This is a genomic window from Enterococcus silesiacus, assembly GCF_001886225.1.
GTDB classification, from domain to species: domain Bacteria; phylum Bacillota; class Bacilli; order Lactobacillales; family Enterococcaceae; genus Enterococcus_L; species Enterococcus_L silesiacus.
Genome location: NZ_JXLC01000008.1, coordinates 50,295 through 74,434, shown reverse-complemented (window position 1 = coordinate 74,434; position 24,140 = coordinate 50,295). Strand labels below are relative to the sequence as shown.

General features: G+C 37.4%; 19 protein-coding genes. 12 read left to right on the top strand and 7 right to left on the bottom strand.

The window, feature by feature from the left end:
- Positions 1 to 104: 104 nt before the first annotated feature.
- Positions 105 to 644, bottom strand: a complete 540-nt coding sequence (locus RV15_RS07365) for a LysM peptidoglycan-binding domain-containing protein (protein WP_071877415.1) — start codon at positions 642 to 644, stop codon at positions 105 to 107.
- Between the two features lie 419 nt (positions 645 to 1,063).
- Positions 1,064 to 2,212, bottom strand: a complete 1,149-nt coding sequence (locus tag RV15_RS07360; RefSeq protein ID WP_071877414.1) for an ROK family transcriptional regulator — start codon at positions 2,210 to 2,212, stop codon at positions 1,064 to 1,066.
- Positions 2,213 to 2,349: 137 nt separating this feature from the next.
- Between RV15_RS07360 and xylA the strand changes: the two genes are divergently transcribed.
- The 10 genes from xylA (at position 2,350) to RV15_RS07310 (ending at position 16,029) form a co-directional block, all read left to right on the top strand.
- Positions 2,350 to 3,657, top strand: a complete 1,308-nt coding sequence (xylA, locus tag RV15_RS07355; RefSeq protein ID WP_071877413.1) for a xylose isomerase — start codon at positions 2,350 to 2,352, stop codon at positions 3,655 to 3,657.
- Between the two features lie 21 nt (positions 3,658 to 3,678).
- The gene (locus RV15_RS07350) at positions 3,679 to 4,965 is read left to right on the top strand and encodes an ABC transporter substrate-binding protein (RefSeq protein ID WP_071877412.1); all 1,287 of its coding nucleotides are present in this window, start codon (positions 3,679 to 3,681) and stop codon (positions 4,963 to 4,965) included.
- Positions 4,966 to 5,065: 100 nt separating this feature from the next.
- Positions 5,066 to 5,929 carry a carbohydrate ABC transporter permease gene (locus RV15_RS07345; RefSeq protein WP_071877411.1) on the top strand — a complete coding sequence of 288 codons (864 nt, stop codon included), beginning with the start codon at positions 5,066 to 5,068 and terminating at the stop codon, positions 5,927 to 5,929.
- Positions 5,926 to 6,750: a carbohydrate ABC transporter permease gene (locus RV15_RS07340; RefSeq protein WP_071877410.1), complete on the top strand. Its 825-nt coding sequence runs from the start codon at positions 5,926 to 5,928 to the stop codon at positions 6,748 to 6,750. Before RV15_RS07345 ends, RV15_RS07340 begins: the two co-directional genes overlap by 4 nt.
- Positions 6,751 to 6,784: 34 nt before the next feature.
- Positions 6,785 to 9,070 (top strand): alpha-xylosidase, encoded by a 2,286-nt coding sequence (gene yicI / locus RV15_RS07335; protein WP_071877409.1) that lies wholly within the window; start codon positions 6,785 to 6,787, stop codon positions 9,068 to 9,070.
- A 16-nt stretch (positions 9,071 to 9,086) separates the two neighbouring features.
- On the top strand, positions 9,087 to 10,523 hold the full coding sequence (locus tag RV15_RS07330) for a glycoside hydrolase family 1 protein (RefSeq protein ID WP_071877408.1): 1,437 nt from the start codon (positions 9,087 to 9,089) through the stop codon (positions 10,521 to 10,523).
- 114 nt (positions 10,524 to 10,637) lie between these two features.
- Positions 10,638 to 12,137, top strand: a complete 1,500-nt coding sequence (xylB, locus tag RV15_RS07325) for a xylulokinase (RefSeq protein ID WP_071877407.1) — start codon at positions 10,638 to 10,640, stop codon at positions 12,135 to 12,137.
- Between the two features lie 10 nt (positions 12,138 to 12,147).
- Complete coding sequence (locus RV15_RS07320) at positions 12,148 to 13,017, top strand: ROK family protein (protein ID WP_071877406.1); 870 nt, start codon at positions 12,148 to 12,150, stop codon at positions 13,015 to 13,017.
- A 154-nt stretch (positions 13,018 to 13,171) separates the two neighbouring features.
- Complete coding sequence (locus tag RV15_RS07315; RefSeq protein WP_071877405.1) at positions 13,172 to 14,503, top strand: dihydrolipoyl dehydrogenase family protein; 1,332 nt, start codon at positions 13,172 to 13,174, stop codon at positions 14,501 to 14,503.
- Positions 14,504 to 14,769: 266 nt separating this feature from the next.
- Positions 14,770 to 16,029 (top strand): MFS transporter, encoded by a 1,260-nt coding sequence (locus tag RV15_RS07310; protein ID WP_071877404.1) that lies wholly within the window; start codon positions 14,770 to 14,772, stop codon positions 16,027 to 16,029.
- Positions 16,030 to 16,092: 63 nt separating this feature from the next.
- Here RV15_RS07310 and RV15_RS07305 read toward each other — a convergent pair whose 3' ends face one another.
- The 4 genes from RV15_RS07305 to RV15_RS07290 are packed head-to-tail and all read right to left on the bottom strand — an operon-like array spanning position 16,093 to position 19,515.
- Complete coding sequence (locus tag RV15_RS07305) at positions 16,093 to 17,262, bottom strand: hypothetical protein (RefSeq protein ID WP_071877403.1); 1,170 nt, start codon at positions 17,260 to 17,262, stop codon at positions 16,093 to 16,095.
- 32 nt (positions 17,263 to 17,294) lie between these two features.
- The gene (locus RV15_RS07300; RefSeq protein WP_071877402.1) at positions 17,295 to 18,140 is read right to left on the bottom strand and encodes a YitT family protein; all 846 of its coding nucleotides are present in this window, start codon (positions 18,138 to 18,140) and stop codon (positions 17,295 to 17,297) included.
- On the bottom strand, positions 18,137 to 19,276 hold the full coding sequence (locus RV15_RS07295) for a M20/M25/M40 family metallo-hydrolase (RefSeq protein ID WP_071877401.1): 1,140 nt from the start codon (positions 19,274 to 19,276) through the stop codon (positions 18,137 to 18,139). The genes RV15_RS07300 and RV15_RS07295 overlap by 4 nt, the downstream gene beginning before the upstream one ends.
- A gap of 29 nt (positions 19,277 to 19,305) precedes the next feature.
- Positions 19,306 to 19,515, bottom strand: coding sequence for a hypothetical protein (locus tag RV15_RS07290; protein ID WP_071877400.1), 210 nt, complete (start codon positions 19,513 to 19,515; stop codon positions 19,306 to 19,308).
- Positions 19,516 to 19,842: 327 nt separating this feature from the next.
- On the opposite strand from RV15_RS07290, the gene cls reads away from it, so the two are divergent.
- Together cls and RV15_RS07280 are read left to right on the top strand one after the other, a co-directional pair.
- Positions 19,843 to 21,339, top strand: coding sequence for a cardiolipin synthase (gene cls, locus RV15_RS07285; protein ID WP_071877399.1), 1,497 nt, complete (start codon positions 19,843 to 19,845; stop codon positions 21,337 to 21,339).
- A gap of 99 nt (positions 21,340 to 21,438) precedes the next feature.
- Positions 21,439 to 22,920 carry an AcpB/EbpR/MafR family transcriptional regulator gene (locus tag RV15_RS07280; RefSeq protein ID WP_071877398.1) on the top strand — a complete coding sequence of 494 codons (1,482 nt, stop codon included), beginning with the start codon at positions 21,439 to 21,441 and terminating at the stop codon, positions 22,918 to 22,920.
- Between the two features lie 68 nt (positions 22,921 to 22,988).
- Here the strand turns inward: RV15_RS07280 and RV15_RS07275 are convergent, their stop codons facing one another.
- Positions 22,989 to 24,134, bottom strand: coding sequence for an ArgE/DapE family deacylase (locus RV15_RS07275; protein ID WP_071877397.1), 1,146 nt, complete (start codon positions 24,132 to 24,134; stop codon positions 22,989 to 22,991).
- Positions 24,135 to 24,140 lie beyond the last annotated feature (6 nt).

Sequence of the window (24,140 nt, the reverse complement as noted above, 5' to 3'; positions counted from 1 at the left end):
ATATGCGATAAAAATCGTATCAAAAAATCCCTGCTCTTAATTATAGAGTGGGGATTTTTTGATAAATAGTTTGTTGAACAAAATTATGTAGGGAAAAATATTGCCTATTGTAAAGATAACACTTGTCCAATATAAACAGTTGAATCAGTTAAATTATTTTTTGACATTAAATCTTGAAGGGATATCTTATTTTTTTCAGCGATTACAGAAAGCGTATCGCCAGATTGAACAGTATAAGAAGTTGCGGCAGGCGTTGTTGTAGGTTCTGTCGAGCGTTCTGTTTGTTGTCCAACGACCTCTGTTGAAGGAGTAGCTTGAACTGGTTGACTTGAACTTTCAGCGGTTGAGCTGGTTTCATTTATGCTACTTGGTTGAGTAGCGCTTTCTCTTACAGGGACATTATGCTCTGTATTGTCCGTTGCGTCTGCTTGCTCAGTTGCTCGGGGTCCTTTTTCAAGCTGGCTCACTTGTTTTTCGATACTGTTTAACTGTGTTTCTTGTTTAGAACTTGCTTGAACATTTAAAAATAGCAATACGCCCAATGCGATTGTATTTATTAATAACAATAAAATAACAGTTACGATACTGAATTTAGAGGCTGATGCCGGACGCTGTTGTTTACGTCTTGAATATTCTTCTTCCAAAATAGTTTCACTCCTTTCATAACAAATTCACAAGAGAAATACTGTGAAACAAAGCATCTCTAGTATATCACAATAGTATAGCACTCTCCAACAGGAAAATAATAGGCGTGTCTATCGACTGTTTTTCGTTTGTAAAAAAAATGAAATAAAAAAACGTTTAAAAATAATAAAAAACAGGATTACTAAAAGAACCATTAATTTAGAGGATTAAACTATTTTATTTGAATAAAAAATGCGTTTTTTTATTTTTAATTTGCAGAAATATATTTTTTTGTTATTCAATATTTTTTTCTATTACAACTAATTTGGGTTTAAAACGATCGATTTTCTGCTATGATTTCAGCATTTTAATAGATGTAATCGCAATGAAAATCAATCGTTTTAGTGGGCGTTTCAATTGTTCGTTTAATGGACTCTACTTAGTTAGAATATAGTTTCAATTCTTTTATATTCAAAAAATTCTGGCAGCATAAAGCAATCCCGCCAAATAAAGTTGCTTGACTGCCTAATTTGCTATTTTGAATTTGCACATTTCTTGCAAAGCGGCTAGTCAGATGAGTTGTAATCATCGATAGCAGTGCAGGGTTATTGCGATAAATAGAACTGTTGATCACAACCACTTCTGGATCATACACTGTAAGAATGTTGTTGATTCCAATACTTAGTAGAAAGGCGTTGTCAGCTAGGGCAGCCGCTGTTTTTTCATCGTCGCTTTCGACTAGCTTTTGTACAATGGTCGAATCGACATATTCTAACCCTTTGATTGAGGCTAAGTTTTCATATAAAACAGAGTTTGAAGCGTACTGTTCCAGACACCCGCGGTTGCCGCAAGGACATTTCTTCCCATTTGGATATAAAATAGAATGACCGATTTCACCAGCTTCACCAAAATGGCCTTTTCTTAGAATCCCTCCATCAACAATCCCAGCACCAATGCCACTGTGAATACTTAAACTAACTAAGGTTTTACTATCTAAAGAAAAAACATATTCTCCCAAGGCCGCTAAGTTGGCTTCATTTTCGATAAATATTGGAAATTCAAAGTGATCGGACAGCTTTTGATGAAGATCAATTGTATCTAAATCATAATAGGGGGTAAAAACGATCTCGTTTTGATTTACCACGCCGTGCACAGCTACACACATGCCTACAATCAAGCTATCTGTTTTGACCGTTAGTTCCTTGATGCTTTGTTGGAGTAAGGCAATAACTGTTTCCGATGAGACTACGATCCGTTTTTTTTGAATAGTGACTACTGCTTCACCGTCTAAATAGGCAAGTGTCCCTTTCAAATAATCCACACCGATATCAAAAGATAAAATCAATGCAGCTTTAGGATTGAACTGCAGTAAAATCGGCTTTCTGCCACCGAGTGTGCTGGCATTACCGATCCCTGTTTCAAAAATAAGTCCGTCATCTAACAAGGTCTTAGTAATAGAAGAAACCGAAGCTTTATTCAAGCCAGTTAATACCGCAAGCTCTGCGCGGGAAATATTTTTATGGTCAATGATTCCTTTTAATATGAGTGATTCATTTTGCTCTCTGATTTTATATTTGTTTACTACCAATTTATCCACCTCTTTATTAAATATAATAAAATGTTTGAAAGCGCTTGACAACTAAATTCAATTGTTTTATATTCTTTATGTAAGTTAGTTTAACTTACTAACTAACTAGAAGCAAGTCATTTATAGGAGGAATTTAGATGAATTATTTTCCGCAAGTAGAAAAGGTAAACTATGAAGGCACTGAGACAGAGAATATGTTTGCATTTCGTCACTACAAGTCAGATGAAGTTGTATTAGGGAAAACGATGAAAGAACAGTTGCGTTTTGCTATTGCGTATTGGCACACTATGACCCAAGATGGTTCAGATCCTTTTGGAAAACCAGTGAATGTTCGTACTTGGGAAACAACTGATCCAATGGAAACTGCGAGAAATAGAGTATCGGCATTCTTTGAATTATTAGTTAAACTGGATGTTGAATACTTTTGTTTCCATGATGTAGATGTGGCGCCAGAAGGAGATTCATTAGAAGAGTTCTTTGCTAATTTAGATGAAATCACAGACTTGATTAAAGTGAAAATGAATGAAACCGGTATCAAATTATTATGGAACACAGCGAATATGTTTTCAGATCCACGTTTTACCAATGGAGCCGCTTCTTCTAATAATGCAGAAGTTTTTGCGTATGCGGCAGCCCAAGTAAAAAAAGGACTGGATATCAGCAAAAAACTTGGCGGGAAAAATTATGTATTCTGGGGTGGTCGTGAAGGATACGAATCATTGCTGAATACGGACATGAAATTAGAACAAGACAACATTGCCCGCTTATTCAAAATGGCTGTGGCGTACTCTAAAAAAATCGGACACACTATCCAATTTTTAATCGAACCAAAACCAAAAGAACCAACAAAACACCAATATGATTTTGATGCAGCAACAGCGATGGCTTTTTTACAAAAATATGATTTAACAGATGATTTTAAATTAAATTTAGAAGCCAATCATGCAACTTTAGCAGGTCATACATTTGAACATGAACTAGCAGTAGCACGTACGTATGATGCATTGGGCTCAATCGATGCCAATCAAGGAGATATCCTGTTAGGTTGGGACACAGATGAATTTCCAACGAATATCTATGACACAACTTTAGCGATGTATGAGATTTTAGAAAATGGTGGAATTGCTCCAGGAGGTATCAATTTTGATTCAAAAGTTCGTCGTTCTTCTTTTGAAATGGAGGATCTATTATTGGCACATATCGCAGGAATGGATACCTTTGCCAGAGGGTTAAAAGCTGCAGCTAGATTGAAAGAAGACCGTTTCTTCGATGAGCTAAAAGAAAAACGCTATGAATCTTACCGAACAGGGATCGGTGCTAAAATCATCGAGGATCAAGAAAATTTAGAAACGCTGACAGAGTATGCTTTGAAACATGATGATGTCACCTTAGAATCTAGTCACTTGGAATATGTCAAATCACGTTTGAACGACTATTTAGTCTAAAGAAAAGGGAGCGGAATAAGAATGAAACGAAGTAAACTTATTTTTTCGGTAACAATTTTGGCAGCAGCAGGCTTACTCTTGAGTGCATGTGGAAGTGGTAGTTCGAATTCAGGTTCAAAAGATGATGCGGTAGTAGATGTGTTCAATATCAAAGTTGAAACAAAAGATCAACTGGATGAATTGGCTAAGAAATATGAAGCAAGTCACGAAGGGGTTAAAATCAACGTGACGACAGTTGGCGGCGGACAAGATGCTAATGCAGCTTTGCAGTCAAAGTTTTCATCAGGCGATGAGCCAAGTGTTTTCCTTCTAGGAGGTTTAGCTGATGTTGAAAAATGGGGCGACAGTCTAGCTGATTTATCGGATACCAAATTAGCTGAAACTGCAATCGAAGGTACCTTAGATGGGGCAACTAAGGATGGCAAAGTTTATGGCTTACCGATGAACATTGAAGGCTTTGGCTTTTTGATCAATAAAGAGTTATTCAAAAAAGCAGGAGTAGATGTTGAAGCAATTAAATCTTATGAAGATTTTGAAAAGGCAGTGAAGACATTAGACAGTAAAAAAGATAACTTAGAAATGAAAGCGGTTTTTGGATTTAGTGCCAAAGAATTCTGGGTAGTGAGCCAGTATAGCGCTCACTTTGTTTCCCCAGAATTTGATAATAATCTTCAAAAAATTTATGATGCTAAAACGATTGATTTCAAATATGGTGATCAGTTTAAAAAATACACAGACCTAATCAATAAATATAACGTTCAACCAATATTATCATTAGATTATAGTACCTCTGTAGAAGAAGATTTCGCCAATGATCAAGTGGCGATCGTGCACCAAGGAAATTGGATCGTCCCAACACTGAATAGTTTAGACCCAGAATTTACGAAAGAAAAACTTGGCATTTTGCCGCTATATGTTCAAGATGAAACGGATGGGAAAATTGCCGCAGGAGCACCATGGTACTGGGGTGTAAATAAAAATAAAGATGAAAAAGTGGTGGAAGCAAGCAAGGACTTTCTAGAATGGTTATACACGGATAAAGAAGCAATGAAAGTTGTCACAGAAGAAATGGAATTTATTCCAGCCTATACAAATTTTTCTTCTGATTCGATTCAAGACCCAACGTCAAAAGATATTTTCAACTATTTATCTGATGGAAAAGTGGTTCCTTGGGGACATAATCAATACCCTGATGGTTTTTCTCAAACACAATTTTATCCTGAATTCCAAAAATATTTGAATGGGGATATTTCATGGGATGAATTGATTACGACAAGTAAAGAAGCGTGGATAGCAGACCGCAAGTAGGATGTTCGTCAGTTAAATGAATATCTTGGAGATAGCGCCGGCAGAATCGGGAAACTCTGTTTCTGCCGCTGTCTGATCTCATTTAAGGAGGAAAATCATTATGCGTAATAAATCAAAATCATTTTGGTTGTTTTTGGCGCCTAGTTTGATTGGGATGGCAGTGGTTTTATTTATTCCACTGATCACAGGCGCTTATTATTCTATGACAGACTGGAATGGGATCAAAGTTGGTGAATTTTTAGGATTAGAAAATTACCTTCGAGCATTTCAAGATGAACGTTTTTTGAGTAGTATTTGGTTTACTACTAAGTTTTCGGTCGTAGCTATTATTTTAGTCAATGTTATCGGGTTAGGATTGGCAATGCTTGTTACGCAAAAAGCAGACAAGTTGAACAATCTATTTCGAACAGTTTTCTTTATGCCTAATTTGATTGGTGGAATTATTTTAGGCTTTATCTGGCAATTTATTTTTATCAAAGCCTTTGCAGCAATTGGAGATGCGACAGGGATTGAGTTTTTCAAAGGGTGGCTTTCAACGACAAATACTGGTTTTTGGGGCTTGGTGATTTTATTTGTCTGGCAGATGAGTGGTTATATTATGATCATCTATATCTCATTTATCAACAATATCCCAGATGAATTGATCGAGGCTGCAGAAATCGATGGCGCAACTGCTTGGCAGACATTTTGGAAAATCAAGTTTCCGATGTTAGCACCGGCGTTTACTGTGAGCTTATTTTTAACCTTGTCTAATGCGTTTAAAATCTATGACCAAAATTTAGCCTTGACCGCAGGTGGTCCGTTTGACTCTACACAAATGGTCGCGATGAATATTGTCAATGAAGCTTTTGCCGTGAGAAACATGGGCTATGCTCAAGCTAAAGCTGTGATTTTCTTAGTGATCATTGCCGTGATTTCTGTCGTGCAAATTAGTATTACCAGAAAACGGGAGGTTGACCTATGATCAAGCAGAAAAAAAGAAAAGCGCTGTGGATCAAACTTGCTGGGATTATCCTAACGCTGTTGTGGTTATATCCATTCTATTTGATCGTGGTTAATTCGTTTAAAACAAAATCAGAAATTTTTAAAAACACGTTGAATGTCCCGCAAAATTTTACAACAGAAAATTATCCAGTCGCCTTTGAAAAATTAGATTTTTTTAGAAGTGCTTTTAATTCGATTATGATTACTGCGATTTCTTTATTTGTGATTGTCATTTGTACATCGATGGCAGCATATGCGTTGTCTAGAAATAAGAGTAAATTGAGTAATACCTTGTATTTTGTGATTGCCATTGGTTTATTGATTCCGTTTCAAGCGATCATGATTCCTTTAGTGTCATTTTTTGGGAAAGCCAATATGTTGAACCGACCTGGATTAGTCATTATGTATCTTGGGTTAGCTAGTAGTATGGCAATTTTTCTCTATTTTGGCGCATTAAGAAGTATTCCTCAATCTCTGGATGAAGCAGCAACGATCGATGGTGCTTCTAAGTTCCAGATTTATTGGTATATTATTTTGCCTTTATTAAAGCCAACGACCGTTACGGTGATCGTGTTGAATGCAATTTGGTTTTGGAATGACTACTTGCTTCCTTCTTTAGTTATCAACAAAGAAGGCATGTATACGATTCCTTTGAAGATGTTTTATTTCTTCGGACAGTATTCAAAACAATGGCATTTAGCGTTGGCAGCCTTGTTTATAGCGATTGTACCGATCATTATTCTTTATGTATTCCTACAAAAATATATTATTAAGGGCATTTCGGATGGTGCAGTGAAATAAAGAATATTAGTAGCATTTAAATGAGGAGGATTCTATGAAATTTACAGATGGGTATTGGATGACAAAAGAAGGATATACGATTCAATCGCCGAAAGAGGTTTTTTCGGTGCAAAAAAAAGCAGATTCAGTGATTCTATATGCTCCCTATAAAAAAATTGAGCGCCGTGGCGATACGCTTAATTTAGGCATGAGTACAATCACTTTGTCTAGTCCACAACCAGACATGGTTTCAGTTAAAATCGTTCATCATGAAAAAAATAATCATGGGCCCAATTTTGAATTGAACATAGCTGAGGTTCAGCCACTGATTGAAGAAACCGAAAATCAAGTAGTATTGACGACTGGAAATTTAAGTGTAACAGCAACTTTAAATGATGTTTTCCAACTACAATTTTTTGGTGAGAATAAACTGCTGACAGAATCAAAATTTGGTGCGCAAGGAGCAATCACACAAGTTGGTGGTAAGCATTATATGAGAGAGCAGCTATCTTTAGGGGTTGATGAGCAAATTTATGGCTTAGGTGAACGTTTTACGCCGTTTATCAAAAATGGCCAAACAGTTGATATCTGGAACGAAGATGGTGGTACAGGTAGTGAACAGGCCTATAAAAATATCCCGTTTTATCTAAGTAGCAATGGTTATGGTGTTTTCGTCAACCAGCCGGAGAAAGTATCATTTGAGGTGGCGTCTGAAAATGTTTCAAGGGCACAATTTAGTGTCGAAGGTGAAAGTTTAGAGTACATCATTATCTATGGTCCTACCCCAAAAGATATTTTAGAAAAATATACTCATTTAACTGGAAAACCAGGCTTGCCACCAGCGTGGTCATTTGGGTTATGGCTGTCAACGTCATTTACAACGGATTATAGTGAACAAACGGTCATGAGCTTTATTGATGGAATGCTGGAGCGTGAAATTCCTTTAGAAGTTTTCCACTTTGATTGTTTTTGGATGAAGGCGTTTGAATGGTGTAATTTCAAGTGGGATGAGGAATTATTCCCAGATCCTAAAGGCATGTTGCAGCGAATACATGATAAAGGTATCAAAGTTTGTGTCTGGATCAATCCTTATATCGGACAAAAATCACCTTTATATGAAGAAGGAAAGAAAAATGGCTATTTCTTAAAACAAGCGGATGGCAATGTTTGGCAATGGGATTTATGGCAAGCGGGCCAAGGAATTGTCGATTTTACCAATCCAGATGCAGTGAAATGGTACCAAGGATATCTATCTGACCTGTTGGATATGGGCGTGGATAGTTTTAAAACCGATTTTGGAGAACGTATTCCAACAGATGCCGTTTATTTTGATGGATCCGATCCTAAAAAAGCCCATAATTATTATAGCTACTTGTATAACGAAGTCGTATTTTCATTGTTAGAAGAAAAACGCGGTAAAAATGAAGCGGTTCTATTTGCACGCTCTGGTACCGTTGGCTCACAAAAGTTCCCTGTTCATTGGGGCGGTGATAATTTATCAGAATACGTTTCGATGGCCGAAACATTAAGAGGCGGTTTGTCATTCTTATTATCGGGCTTTGGTTTTTGGAGTCATGATATTGGTGGCTTTGAAGAAAGTGCTTCGGCAGATATTTACAAACGTTGGACGCAATTTGGCTTATTGTCTACGCATAGTCGATATCATGGAAATATTGAATACCGCGTACCGTGGCTATATGATGAAGAAGCTGTAGCTGTAACACGGAAATTTACCAAACTAAAGGTTCAGCTAATGCCTTATTTGTACAGGCAAGCCGTTTATACTGCAGCAACGGGTGTTCCAATGATGCGCCCACTATTCATGGAATATCCAGAAGACAAAAATACGTATTTTATCGACAAACAATATTTCTTAGGCGATTCATTGATGATAGCACCCGTTTTTACTGAGACAGGACAAGTCGATTACTATTTACCAGAAGGAAAATGGACGCACTTATTAAATGGCGAATACAAAGAAGTTGGTAAAAATGGTCAATGGCAAACGGAAACCCATGATTATTTAAGCTTACCTGTATGGGTCAAAGAAAACACGATTTTAGTAACAGCCCATAAAGAACACCAAAGTGTAGCTTATGCCTACAATGACACGATCGCGATTCATTGCTACCAATTATCAATAGGTCACCATGAACAAATAATCGTAAATAGTAGTGGAAATCCTCTTGCTAAGATTATAATAGAGAAGGATAATAAAAACGTGGTGATTCGTACAGATGGTTTGGTCGGAGCAAATTACGTTTACATCCACGACAATGAGCGCGTGATTGAGTGTCCGTTGGCACAATCTGAGCTGACGATTTCACTAGAGGCGCAATAAAACTGGAGGCAATACGATGGAGCATAAACAACTGGATCAATTTCCAAAGAATTTTCTATGGGGATCGGCATCTGCTGCTTATCAAGTAGAAGGTGCATGGCAAGAGGATGGCAAAGGTGTTTCCGTATGGGATGAATTTGTTCGAATTCCTGGCAAAACATTCAAAGGCACTAATGGGGATGTGGCGGTCGATCATTATCATCGTTATAAAGAAGATGTTGCGCTAATGAAAGAGCAAGGCTTAAAAGCCTATCGTTTCTCTGTTGCTTGGACACGGATTTTTCCAAATGGCCGTGGTGAAATTAATCAAGCCGGTTTGCAATTTTATATTGATTTAGTGGATGAATTGATCGCCAATCAAATTGAACCTGTTTTAACGCTTTACCATTGGGATTTGCCGCAAGCGCTGCAAGATGAGTATCAAGGCTGGGAATCAAGAAAAATCGTTGCTGACTTTACGAATTATGCGACTGTTTTGTTTGAGACATTCCGTGGAAAAGTCAATTACTGGGTCAGTTTAAATGAGCAGAATATTTTTATCAGTCATGGGTATTTAATGGCATCTCATCCGCCGGCAGTGAGTGATCCCAAACGAATGTATCAGGCGAATCACTATGCTAATTTAGCGAACGCAGCGGTCATCAAGAAATTTCATGATATGGATATGCCAGGACAAATTGGACCAAGTTTTGCTTATGGGCCAAATTATTCTTTAAATAGTGATCCAAAAAATGTTTTAGCGGCAGAGGACTCAGAAGATTTAAATGCACATTTTTGGATGGATGTTTACTTATTCGGGAAATATCCGATTGCAGCTTTGAAAATGTTGAAAAAACAAGGATTAGCTCCAATAATCGAACCAGGAGATGAAGAACTTTTAGCCGCTGGCAAACCGGATTTTTTAGGCATCAACTATTATCAAACCAATACGGTTGTCTTCAACCCACTTGATGGTGTTGGCTTAGGCAAAATGAATACGACAGGTGAAAAGGGTTCGTCAGAAGAATCTGGTCTACCAGGCGTCTTCAAACGTGTGGAAAATCCGTTTTTAGAACGGACAAATTGGGATTGGGAAATCGATCCTGAAGGGTTACGTATCGGACTAAGAAGAATCACAAGCCGCTACCGTATTCCTGTGCTGATTACAGAAAATGGTCTTGGCGAATATGATGAACTAACTGAGGATAAAGCAATCCATGATGATTATCGGATTGATTATCTGAAGGGCCATGTACATGCAATTAGAGAAGCAATCACAGATGGCGTGGATGTTTTAGGCTATTGCACATGGTCATATACAGATTTATTGAGCTGGTTGAATGGCTATCAAAAACGCTATGGTTTTGTGTATGTTGAGCAAGATGAAAAGCAAGATGGTAGTTTGAATCGCTACAAAAAAGACAGTTTCTATTGGTATCAAAAAGTGATTCAAGAAAATGGAACGAATGTTTAACCGATAGTAAAAATCAATAGGCTGGAGCAAAGCTCAATGAGTTTGATCCAGCCTGTTTTATATCTGATGAAAATGTGAGCGCTTTATTTTAGTTTGAAAGAAAGGTGGAACAAGATGTCCTATGTGATTGGAATCGATCTTGGAACAGGATCAGTCAAAGGATTAGTTGTCAATAAAAAGGGAACTGTTGTATTGGAAGCTTCAGAACCGTATCCCTTATTTCATATAAAGAAAGGGTATAGTGAGCAAGATCCAGCTGATTGGTTACACGCCACAGAAACGATTTTAAAAAAATTGATCGCTAAAATGCCTGAGTTAAAAGAACAATTGCAGGGAATCAGCTTTTCAGGGCAAATGCATAGCTTGGTCTTATTAGATGAAAAACAGCAACCTCTGAGAAATGCAATTTTATGGAATGATGTCCGAACCACGAAGCAATGTGAAGAAATCACGCAAAAACTTGGAAAACGATTAGTAGAAAAGACAAAGAATCTAGCCTTAGAAGGGTTTACCTTACCAAAAATATTGTGGATCAAAGAACATGAACCAGAAATTTGGGCAAAAGCAAAAAGCTTTTTATTGCCTAAAGATTACCTTGCTTTTTGGCTGACTGGAAACCAACAAATGGAATGTTCGGATGCTGCGGGTACTTTATTACTGAATGTAATGGATAAACAGTGGGATATGGAAATAGCTGAAACGTTTGGCATTGATCGGACATTGTTGCCGAGTTTAGTATCTTCTTTAGAAAATATTGGCACGGTCAACCCAGTGCTTGCTAAAGAGTTAGGTCTTAAAACGGATGTATGTGTTTTTGCAGGCGGTGCAGACAATGCTTGTGCGGCGCTAGGGGCTGGGATCGTTGAGGAAAATCGCGGGATGTGTAGCATTGGCACTTCAGGTGTTTTTCTTTCTTATGAGGGTGAACAAGAAAAGGATTATCAAGGAAAATTGCATTTTTTCAATCACGTGATTCCAAACACCTATTACTCAATGGGTGTCACGTTGGCTGCAGGTCAAAGCCTGACTTGGTTTAGAGAAACCTTTGCAAAGGAGCAGACCTTTGAAGCGTTAGTAGCAAGTAGTAAAAACAGTACGATTGGCGCAAATGGATTACTCTTTACACCTTATATCATGGGAGAACGGACCCCGCATGTAGACAGTAAAATTAGAGGTAGTTTTATAGGTATGGATGCGAGTCATGTTATTAGTGATTTTACGCGAGCAGTATTAGAAGGAATTACATTTTCACTAAAAGATTCACAAGTCATGATGCAAACCATTGCAGGAAAACAATTTCAAGAAATCGTATCTGTAGGTGGTGGGGCAAAAAGCGAGTTATGGCTGCAGATACAAGCAGACATTTTTAATGCAAAAATCGTTACCTTAAAAACAGAACAAGGGCCAGGACTGGGGGCGGCAATGATAGCTGCAGTAGGCGTTGGCTGGTTTGCTACGGTAAAAGAATGTGCGAAACAATTTGTTGTCTATGATAAAGAATATTTTCCAAATGAAGAAGCCGTTGCAAGCTATCAGGCTGTTTATGAACTATATAGGGAGATTTATAATCAAACCAAAACACTTTGTCATCGATTGAATGAAGCGTTAAATTAAGGAGGATAAGATGTGTATACTAGCATTTGATATTGGTGGTAGTTCAGTGAAATATGGTATTTGGGTGAATGAACAATTGGTTCAACAAGACTCGTTCTCTTTACCAGCAGATTGGTCTCTAATGAAAATAGCACTTAAGCAGGTTTTTGATAGAATTCAGAGTGAACGACAGATTACAGGCGTCGCCTTAAGTGCACCAGGATTAGTGGATGAAGCAAAAGGTAAGATTCGCGGGGTTAGTGCTGTACCATACCTCCACCATTTTCCTATACAAAAAGAATTAACGGAGCTATTTAACGTCCCTGTTTCGATGGAAAATGATGCCAATTGTGCAGCGTTGGCAGAAGTCTGGCTAGGAGCTGCAAGTGATGTTGCAAATTCGATCTTTTTTGTGATCGGCACAGGTATTGGAGGAGCAATTGTGATCAATCGGAAACTCGTCAAAGGTCGCAATCTATTTGGTGGTGAGTTTGGCTATATGGTGTTAAATGAATCCTCTTCATTAAGCGATTTAGGGAGTTCAGTAAAATGTGTGAAAAAATATAACCAGCTTACTGGCGCTAATATTGATGGGCAGGAGTTGTTTGAACTAGCGGAAACAGGAGATGAATTGGCGAGCCACTTGTTGAATAAATTTTATGCATCTGTAGCAAGAGGAATTTATAATCTACTCGTCTGCTTTGATCCAGGGAGAATCGTGATCGGTGGTGGCGTGTCTGGAAATAGCCAACTGATTCCAATGGTCGATCGTCAATTAAAACGGATTTTACTAGAAAATGCTGTGACAGAGTTGACGTATGAAATAGTGGCGTGTCAGTTTGGAAATGATGCTAATCTGATCGGCGCAGTCTATCATTTTATAGAAAATCATCCAAAATAAGAGAAACGTTCGGTGATGCATCCGTCATCTGAACGTTTTTTTAGCGTCGTAACATATGCGCTTTTAGGGATCGATTGCTATAATGAAAGTGTAGTAGCGATGAGATGTGTACGCGACAGTGTTTAAACGAGAGCAACTAGAGGAGGAAATCACCATGAAACGATTTGATGTAATCATTATCGGTAGCGGACCAGGCGGTATGGCAGCGGCTTATGATCTGGCGTCAGAAGGAAATGAAGTAGCAGTAGTAGAAGCTGATCTTTGGGGCGGAACTTGCCCAAATCGAGGATGTGATCCTAAAAAAGTTCTCTATGGAGTCGTTGAAGCGAAAGATAACCTAGCTCAATTGCAAAATCGTGGGTTCAATAGTGTTCCTAAAATCAATTGGGCAGAATTAATGGGCTTTAAAGAAACCTTTACGAAACCTGTTCCAACCGAGCAAAAAAAAGGACTAATAAATTCTGGTATCCAAACGATTACTGGGCGAGCAGTGTTTAAAGACAAGCAGACGATCCTTGTAGAATCAACGGAGTATCAAGCTGATAAATTTATCCTAGCGACTGGACAACGACCAGCTATATTGGATATTCCCGGAAAAGAGTATTTCGGTACAAGCACTGATTTTTTGTCAATGAAGGAGCTACCTGCGAAAATCGCTTTTGTTGGCGGCGGCTATATTTCACTTGAACTAGCGAATATCGCCAATAGTTGTGGCAGTGAGGTTCACTTGCTTCATCATAACCAACGACCATTGAAGGGGTTTGATGAAGCCTTAACAAGTGAGTTGATTGGAAATCTTGAACAACGAGGAATTCATTTTCATTTTAATGAATCTGCTGAAACGCTCACGAAGCAAGGACGACAATTTAAAGTTGAGCTGACTAATCAGGGGAGTCTAATCGTCGATCGCGTATTTTGTGCTACGGGCCGAATTCCGAACCTTGAAAATATGGGATTGGAAAAAATAGGGGTTGAGTATGCGCACAAAGGCGTTAACGTAAATGATCATTTACAAACCACTGTGGAAACGATTTATGCTTTAGGAGACTGTTTACAAAAAAATGAACCTAAATTAACACCCGTTTCTAGTTTTGAAGGGAGCTATCTTGCTAAGCTTTTCACTGGAAGCGTCCAAGAAGCAATTGACTATCCAGCTATCCCAACCATTATTTTCAGTTCTCCTAAATTAGCCCAGGTCGGTTTAACTGATGACAAAACAGTAGCTAATGACAACTATGAAGTGAAAGAGTTAGATTTATCACATTGGTTTACGTATAAGCATCTCAACGAGTCTTTAGTCAAAGCGAAAATCGTCAGTGAAAAAGCAACTGGATTATTGGTCGGTGCAACCGTTTTAGGAAATGAAGCTGATCAATTGATCAATTTGTTTACAGTAATGATCAATCAAAAATTAGCAGCAAACAAAGTCAATAGTATGATCATGCTTTACCCAACGGTAGCGAGTGATTTAAGTTATTTATATTAAAGATAAACTGTAAACAAGTAGTTATTAGACTCGTTTACAGTTTTTTTATTATTTTTATATGAAAAAACATTGACTTGCCGCAAAGCATAGGCAATAATAAAATAATTATCTTCAAAATTAGAAAAAATCAATTCATACATGTAATCAATAAATATTATTTATCGATTATATGAAAATAAAGCATTAGATATTATAGGCATTTCTTCTTAAACTATAGATAGTGAAATGTTGAGCAAAGTTAATTTTAAACAATTAGGAGAATAGCGATGGACACAACGAAAAAAAACTACAAACCTTTGATCGGTTCTTTATACACAAATTTCATTTTTCAAGGGATGGCAGCGATTATTTTATCTCAGAACCTGCATGCATTGATGGATAGTTGGCAAGCCACTGTGCAACAAGTAACTTTAGTGATTAGTGGCATTGGCTTAGGACGTGTCTTGATTTTATATTTTGCAGGGTACTTTTCGGATAAATTTGGTCGGAAAAAAACAGTTCAGCTTGGTATTATTAGTTATCTGATTTTCTTCCTGGGGATCTTGATCAGTCAGAATTATTTACAAGGGCTCTTTTTTGCACTATTTGCTGGTTTTAGTAATGCTTTTTTAGATACGAGTACCTATCCAACGTTGATGGAAGCTTATCCAAACGAAAAAGATAATAGCTCACTTAGTGTTTTAAATAAGGCTTTTATTTCTTTGGGACAGTTTATTTTGCCGTTATTAACGCGGTTTATGCTGGATAATGGGATTTATTATGGACTTGTTTTTATTGGCTGTGCGTTGGGTCTGTTTCTTAACTTATTGTATATATCTAGACTTGGATTTCCGCAAAGAATAGAAACGAATGCAAGTGAATCATCAATAATCGCTGAAGCTAACCATGAACCAGCGGCGAAAAAACCGTTGTTTAAAGTCGAAGGAATTGCGTTATTGGTTTTTAGTTTTACTTGTGTGTCTACTTTCAATATCTTTATTTTATGGGTACCGTCATTCGCGGAATCATTAAACCTTATGAACCATTCAAATAGTTTGGTTTTAGTTAGTGCGTATAGTATCGGTTCATTTGCTTCAGTGTTTTTAACATCATTGATCGTTAAACGAGGTGTTGCCCCGACTTTATTACTTGTTTGGTGTACATTCGTTTCATTGTTTTTATTGATTGGCATGACATTATTTCCAAGTGTACCAATGTTTTTAGTTGGATCAATCGGTATCGGTGTTTTTGCCGCAGGGGGAATTTGGCAATTAGGGCTGGCAGTGTTATTAGAGTTGTTTTCAAAAGGCAAAGGTCGAATCACCAGCTATTATTCTATTGCAACGTCTGTTTCTGTGATGGTCATTCCTTATATTACTGGGCAATTAGAAAAAATCAATGTTTCACTGATTTTTGGATTAAATATCTGTTTGACTGCTATTGGTGTTGTGGCAGCAGTGATTATTCGTTATCGCTATAAGAAAGTAATGAATGAATGGAAAGAGACAGAGAAAGAAACCATTGAGTTAAAAGGGATCACTGAATGATACGAAGAGAAATAAAAAATAAAAGTAAGTCGGAAAGAAAACGACTTACTTTTATTTTTTTCATTATCCAATTAAATTAACTAAGATCCCTGTAATAAATACAGATGTGATCGTAACAGTAGAAAAACCTGCAATGACCATCTTAGGTAAAATTTGCCCTTCGATCAATGCAATTTCTTCTGGTGTACCATTGATACTTTTTGCGGCTTCTTGACTCAAAATCATTGTCCCAGGGAAGCCGTACAATGAAGTTAAACCAATTGCAATCGACATCGATAAGCTATAGCCAAGAAACTTCCCAGCAATTGCAGCAAATAATACATTTCCGGTAACACCAACTAAAAATGAAAGAGTCAACGGTAGAATCAATTCAATTAAATCATGAATAGAAATCGTGGCTAATGGACCAAAAATAATGATCAAAATAGCAAGCATCATCAAACCATAAGCATCAATGCCATTTAAAATATTTGGTTTGAAAATATTCAATTCTCTTAACGCGATCCCAAATAGTAAACAGAGAATAAATGTGTTAATCATGCCATTGGTTAGATTATTAACGAAGGTAGCAAGCAATACTGTTACCCCAACAACGAATAGTGTACCTGCTGTTGTATGAAAAAGTTCAGGTAAACGTGTTTTTTTCGTTTCTTTTTCTACCACTTTTTCAGTGCTGGCAAAAGCCGCTGGATTTTCTTGATATTCTTGATGTAAGCGATTGGCTTCTTTTCTTAAAATCAATGAAGTCAATGGAAAACCGATCAACCCTTGAAAGGCCGAAATCAAAACAGGTAAAACAGCAACAGATAATAAGCCAGCAGCTATAGCGGCATCTTGGACCATGATAATGGAAATTGTTCCACCAGAAATTGCCCCAATCGCTGCAATAGCGTAACTTTGATCTTCAAATAAAGGGCCGACAAGTAATAATGCTGCGACAATTCCCAACGTTGCAGCTACTCCAATCAAAAAGGTTCGCCACTGTTGCTTAAATTCTTTCAAACTAATTGTTGTACCAAGATGAACCAAGATGAAACCGACCACAGTTGTTCCTAAAGCTAGTAATGAAGAACTAGGCAATAAATCCTCTGGAAACAGGTTTGTTTTAAAGCCAACTAAAAAGATCAACGAGGCAATCAATAGTGTTGAAAGTAGTGACTTTGTTTTTTTAGAAATGTAATCGCTAACCGTCCAAACAAGCATAATAATCGTAAAAGCTAACACAGAATTCATAATTTTTGCACTCCTTTTTTGATAGGTTATTTTTATTGAATAGGATGATACGTAAAGCCTAAACCGTGTACTTCAGCAACATTTGATACAATCACAAATGACGTTGGATCGATACGATCGATCGTTTGCATAACGGCAGGATACTCACTATTTGAACTGACGATCATCAGCATTTGATTTTCCTGTTGCGTTTTACCCCCAGTAACATTGAAAAGTGTGATACCACGATTTACAGTGTGCAGTAGTTCCTCTTTGATTTCAGTTGTTTTATCCTGACTGAAAATCAAGATAGATTTTCTTCGTTTCACGCCTGTTTCGATATAAGTCATGACAATGGATGTGATGATGATCGACAAGATCGCAAAGAGAAACGATTCAACACCAAAAATAAATACATTCAGTAAGACGATCAAGGCATCGGTCACGAGTAAACCTGTTGAGGTATTGATATGCCAATATTTTTGTAAAATCAGTGGTGGAATTGTTGTGCCACCGCTAGAAGCACCGATTTTATACAGAATCGCAACACCGATGCCAAAAATCGCACTGCCAAAAAGCACGGAGAGTAAACGATCTGAGGTAACCATGATTTCAGGAACGACGGCTAAAAAGAATGGGAACAATAAACTACCGATCAGTGTATTAAAGAAAACTTTTTTACCTAAAAAGATGATCGTTAAAAGCAACATCAAACAATTTAAGACCAACACAACGATTGACCGATCGATCGAAAAGGCCGCTTCTGCCAAAATACCTAATCCGCTCACCCCGCCTGCCGCTATCTGATGAGGACCTAAAAACATATTGATGGAAATGCTCAGCAGTAGGACCGCTAGGATAATTAAAGAGATATTTTGAACTTTACGCAGCGCAGTCATTTTACTGACCCACTTGAAGAAGCGCTGTCGGGCATTTCATTGACGATAGCTAACGCTAATTCAACTGACTTTAGCATTTCAGCAATTGGGATATATTCGTTGACCGTATGAATTTCTTCATATCCGATTGATAAATTCAGCGTTGGTTTGCCTTGTGCGTTAAAAATATTGGCATCACTACCGCCACCACTGATTTCAGGAGCAAAGATTCGACCAATTTTGGCTGTTGCAGCTTTCGCGATTCTAACAGGATCAGAATCATCAGCTAGATGAAAACCAGTTGCTTTTTGATCCACTGAAAGAGTAAAGTCACCACCATGTAAGTCAGTCGCATGTTTGAATGATTGTTCTAATGTCGTTAGAAAGTCACGGGCTTTTTCATCTGAAATCGATCGTACTTCCCCTTGAATCATTAAGTGTTCCATCACAACATTGATTCCTGCACCACCAGACATTTTTCCGATGTTTGAAGTAGTATGCTCATCGAGTCTGCCAAAAGGAATTCCTTCTAATGCAGTTTGAGCAATCGAGAAGGCTGAAATCCCCTTCTCTGGTTCTAAACCAGCATGAGCAGCTTTTCCTGTAACGTCAATATCAAACATATAGAGGAAAGGACTAGCGACGATGCCATTTCCAGCAGGTCCAGAATTATCAAATACATAGCCAAATTTTGAATCGAACAATGCCATATCTAAAGCTGCTGCACCAATCAAGCCGATTTCTTCACCAGGAGAAAAGACAAGCTCGATCGGTCCTGTTTCAATATTATTTTCTAAAATCGTCTCAATCATTTCTAAAAGAATCGCAATACCCGCTTTATTGTCTGCGGCTAAAATCGTTTCACCTTTAGAATACAGAATATCGTTTTTCTCAATCACTTCAATTCCTTCACCAGGTTCTACAGTGTCCACATGACAAGAGAAGAAGATTGGCTCCTTCGCTAAATTTCCAGTGTATTTGGCAATCAAATTGTTCGAGCCAAGTTTTGTTGTTTTCATTGAATCATCTTCTGTGACCGTCAAACCTAATGTGGTTAATTTGTCGCTCAATAATTGGACAAATTTTCCTTCTTCACGTGAAACCGAAGCGACTTGGACCAACTCAGTAAATGTCTTTACTAATCTTTGCTTATTCATATAAAACATCCTTTCTTATTAACAATCGTTTATTCTGTAACCATCCATACTTCATCGATCAGTTTGATTTGATGCAATTTAAAATCTTGCAGTAAAGAGATATGAGAAATTATTTTTTCCATGGCAATTTCTTCATTAGGCTCCATCGAAACAAACTGCTTTGCAATTGTTTCGCCATGTTTATTCAAAAGTTTGGCTTCAAAAAGGAAGCCGTAAGAAAAGTACTGCTCGATTTTCATGATTAATCACCATCCATTCTGGTTAGATTGTTTACTATGTCACAAATTTACCACGGAGGGTTCTTGAAGTGAATGGCAAAAAAAGGACTGAAACGCCCTTTTTTGTCATTATGTTTTTTTATTTTAAGCTCAAGTCAACAGGGGTAAGGGGTTAGCAAATAGAAGTCACATTTTCTGGCAATGTTTTCCTTTAAAGTGAAAAAAATGCCTGTATTATTAGATTTTTATCCGCTATTATAATGAATAAATAAGCTTTTTTAGAAAAGGAAGTCAACCATTTTTATAGTGGTTGAATAAAAAACTCGTGTTATTTTAAGGAGAGTATTCATGAATCAAACATTACGTCAATTTAGTATAGTTTCAATTGTGACAATCATCACATTTTTATTGATCTTTATTTTTTTTCCACAGTTTGCTTTGATTATGCTGTCATTGTTTGAACTGATTTCTATTTTACTAAGTATGTATATTGTTTTTAGACGGAAGGATGTCACGAGCGTTAAAGTGGCTTGGGTGTTGACGTTATATTTTGTTCCTGTTGTAGGGTTGTTTGTCTATCTGTTCTTCGGGCGCAGCAACTTAAAAAGCAATGTCATCCAAAAGCGAGAACAAGATAGAATGGTGCGTTATGTTCAGAGTTTAAATACGAAGATGCTGGAACCATTAAGTTCTTTGGAAGAAAAAAATGAACGATTGTCAAAAAAAGCCGTAGTCGGAGGCAACCAATTTGAGGTACTTACTGATGGTGAAGAGACCTTTTCCGCTATTTTTGCGGCTTTGAATGAAGCGAAAGATCATATTCATTTGTTTTATTTCATAATAAAGGAAGATGAACTTGCAGATAAGCTCAGAAAAATCTTGATAGCGAAAGCTTCAGAAGGGGTAAAGGTTCGCTTTGGAGTAGACGGATTAGGTTCAGTGAAATTATCTGATGCGTATCTTGATTCTTTAAAAGCAGCACAGGTGGAGGTCGAAATTTTCAATCCGATCCAATCGCTTTATCATATTGCGAGAGCGAATTGGCGCAATCACAGAAAAGTGATTGTCATCGATGGCACGCTTGGTTTTGTTGGAGGTTTAAATATTGGAAATGAATATTTAGGCATAACACCAAAATTTTCACATTGGCGGGACACACATTTGCAAATAACTGGTCCTTTAGTGACGCAATTACAAGAAAGTTTTTTATATGATTGGCTTTATATGAAAAATAGTGCTGGTAGTGCGAATGAGTTTATGGTGGAAAGCTATTTTCCTACAATTGAAGTAGGAAGTGATGAAGGACAAGTGATTTATGGAGGGCCATATGATCAAGAACGCGTGGTTCGGGATGTTTTGTTTAATTTGATCGATTCAGCGAAAGAGAAAATTTCCATTGCCAGTCCTTACTTTGTGCCAGATGATGAACTGTTGGCTTTATTAAGAAGAGCTGCTCGTAATGGTATCAAGGTGGAAATCATCATTCCAGGAAAAGGGGACAGAAAACTTTCTTATTATGGCAATGACTTTTACTTGGAAGAGTTAATCAGTGCAGGAATTCAGGTCTACAAATACGATGATACAGCCTTTTTACATTGTAAAGTGATGATCATTGATGAACAGGTGGCAACGATTGGCTCGACAAATTTCGACATTCGCAGTTTTGATATTAATCACGAAGTGTCCGCTATTTTATACACTGGCCAAGCAATTCAAAAATTAGCGGCTGATTTCAAAAAGGATCGGACCAATGCAAGACAAATCACGGCTCTTGAATTAGCACAAAGAAGCCCTTGGAAAAAAATCAAAGGTAAAATTTGTGGTTTGTTTGCACCACTTTTATAACGTTTGTAAAATCATATCAGGCGTGTTTTAAAAGCGCTCATGCTATACTACTATAAAGGATTTTAATAGAAAATGATGACACATCCAAGGGGGCAAAACATGCGGAAATTGTATATAGATCTAGTAACAGATAAAAAAGCGATCCGGTTGATTAATTTAATTTATTTCTTAGCGGATACCTCTGATTTACTGACAATGGAAGATGTGGCAGCAAAATTGGGTGTGACAAAAAAGACGTTAAAAAGTGACCTAGCTCTACTGCAGGAGTACAGTCCTGTGATTGATGGATTTGTGCAAGTGAAAAAGGAAACGATTATTTTTAACAGAGATAGTACCTACACGATCGAAGAAATATTATCGGATATCATCGATCAGCAGCCGCTTTTTACGTTGTTGAGTGCTTTATTGGATGGTGAAGAGTATTCGATTGAAACTTGGTGTGATCGGATTTGGTTGTCAGAGCGCACCTTGAGACGCTATTTGCCTCATCTAACTGAAGTTTTAGAACGATATAATTTGACCTTACAACTATCCCCGCATATGGCTTTGATAGGAGAAGAAGCTGATATCCGATATTTATATTTTGATTACACAAGTCAACGGGGCTGGCGAGAAGAGGATGTTCATCTTGATGAGATGGTTCAAAAATTTTATTACGAATTTCAAGAATCATTTCTAAATAGGTATCAAAGGGTGTTAACGCTGGACGCAAATCGGACGAAAATGTGGCACCATGTTATCTTACAAAGAGTGGGTAAGCATTTGTACATCCCAAAAAAGCAAAATCCTGATCAAAAATATGCTATGACAGATCGTTTTGAAGTGTTTTCTGAAATCTATGATCAATTGATGAAGAAGTATTTTTCAATCGAAAATCTACCTTATGAAGAACACATTTATGCTTATGTTACAACCTTAGCAAGCGTCATTTATTTACCTCCTGAGGGGGAGATTTACTCAATCAATCTGACGCGGAAATCCAAGTATGACAATCAGTATAATACGATCTTTGATTTTGGTGAAAGCATTCCTCTGGATCCTTCAAGAAGCAAAGAGATGTACCATTGTGTGAATTCGTTTTTAGAAAATCTCAGTTTATTATCTAGATTGACCCCACTATTTCAAAGAAATTCATTCGAGCTGAATCAGTATGCCGAAAGAGAATTTCCTGAGATTTACCAAGCATGTTTGGCTAAATTAAAACAAGTTAAGTTATCTCACGATGCGCGATTAGTCTATCCAGAAGATGTAGCAACGAATTTGAGTTTGTTGTTTAGTTCCTATTTAGTTGATACGACGATTGAAAATAATAAAAAAATTCTTTTAAGTATTTCTGGTGAGGCCTGTTATGTTCAGCATTTGATTGCTATTTTAAAGAAAAGAATTCCAGGAAATTTTGATGTTATTTGGGTTTTTAATGAAAAAATTACCGAAGAGTATGCAAAAAGAGCAGAAATTGATGTGATTATTTATAATCATGTGATGCTAGTGCCGATTGAAGGGTGTTTAAGTATTAAGGTTTCGCAGTTTCCGGCAACAGGTGAGTTGGAGAGACTGACGAAAAAGTTATTTGAGCTTTGAGTAGAATCTTAAACAATAGAAAAAGCCGAAATGAACTTTAGTCTGTTCATTTTGGCTTTTTCTATTGTTTAGTTTAAAAATTCTTTTGCAATGTTTTCATTGATCGTAATCATTTGGTAAAAGTCGTCAATATTCACGAATTCATTTGGCTGATGCGCATATTTTGTTTCACCAGGACCTAGAATCAAAATAGGAAATTCTTTTTTCACGCGACCAAATTGAGAACCGTCAGTGTATCCAGTCATACCAAACGTACTCGCCGTGTTACCAGTAACGTTAGCAACGACTTTTTGTGTTAATACTGTAAATGGATCGTCGAGTTCAGTTTTCATAGAAGGTAAATCATTGATGAACTCGATTTCCGCTTTAAAATCAGGAACGGTTGCTGTCAACTTATCCAGCATCGCTTTAAATTGTTGTTTTAATTCAGAGTGATCTTGTGCTTTGATCGTGCGAATGTCGATTTCTACTGTACATTTATCGGGCACAACATTGGTTCCGTTACCGCCATTGATAATATCTAAACTTGAAGTTGAGGCACCCACTAATTCGTCCACAGATTGAGAGAAATCAAAGGTTTCTTTAAAAGCATTCAACACCAAAAGCATATGCTCGATCGCATTCACCCCTTGATCTGGCATGGAACCATGCGCTGTTTTTCCGTAAGTTGTGATGCGCGGCCATAAAGCACCTTTGTGAGCTACACCGATCTCAACATTGGTAGGCTCACCGATTACTAATGCATCTAGATCATCTGCATAGCCTTTGTCGACTAATTGACCAGAGCCAATAGCACTCGTTTCTTCTCCCACAGTAGCTAAAAGTTTGATGGTTCCTTTAAATTTCGAACCAGCTTCTTTCAAACGAATCATCGCAACGACGGCTGCGATCAAGCCTGATTTCATATCACAGGTTCCCCGTCCATAGAGTAAACCGTCTTTTTCAATTGCCGCAAAAGGCTCTTCATCCCAAGGGATTTCTCCCACCGGAACCACATCCATATGCCCAGAAAAACCTAGGACAGGACCTGCTTCATTGCCCTTTAGAGTTGCAACTAATTGATTTCGTCCCTCACTATATTCGACTTGCTCACAAGGAATATCATACGTTTCAAAAAGAGCCTGTAGCTTATCTGCAACTAATTTTTCTTTCCCTAAAATACTTTTGATTTGAATGACTTCTTTTAATAATTGTAATGCCTCTTGATTATCCATGGATGC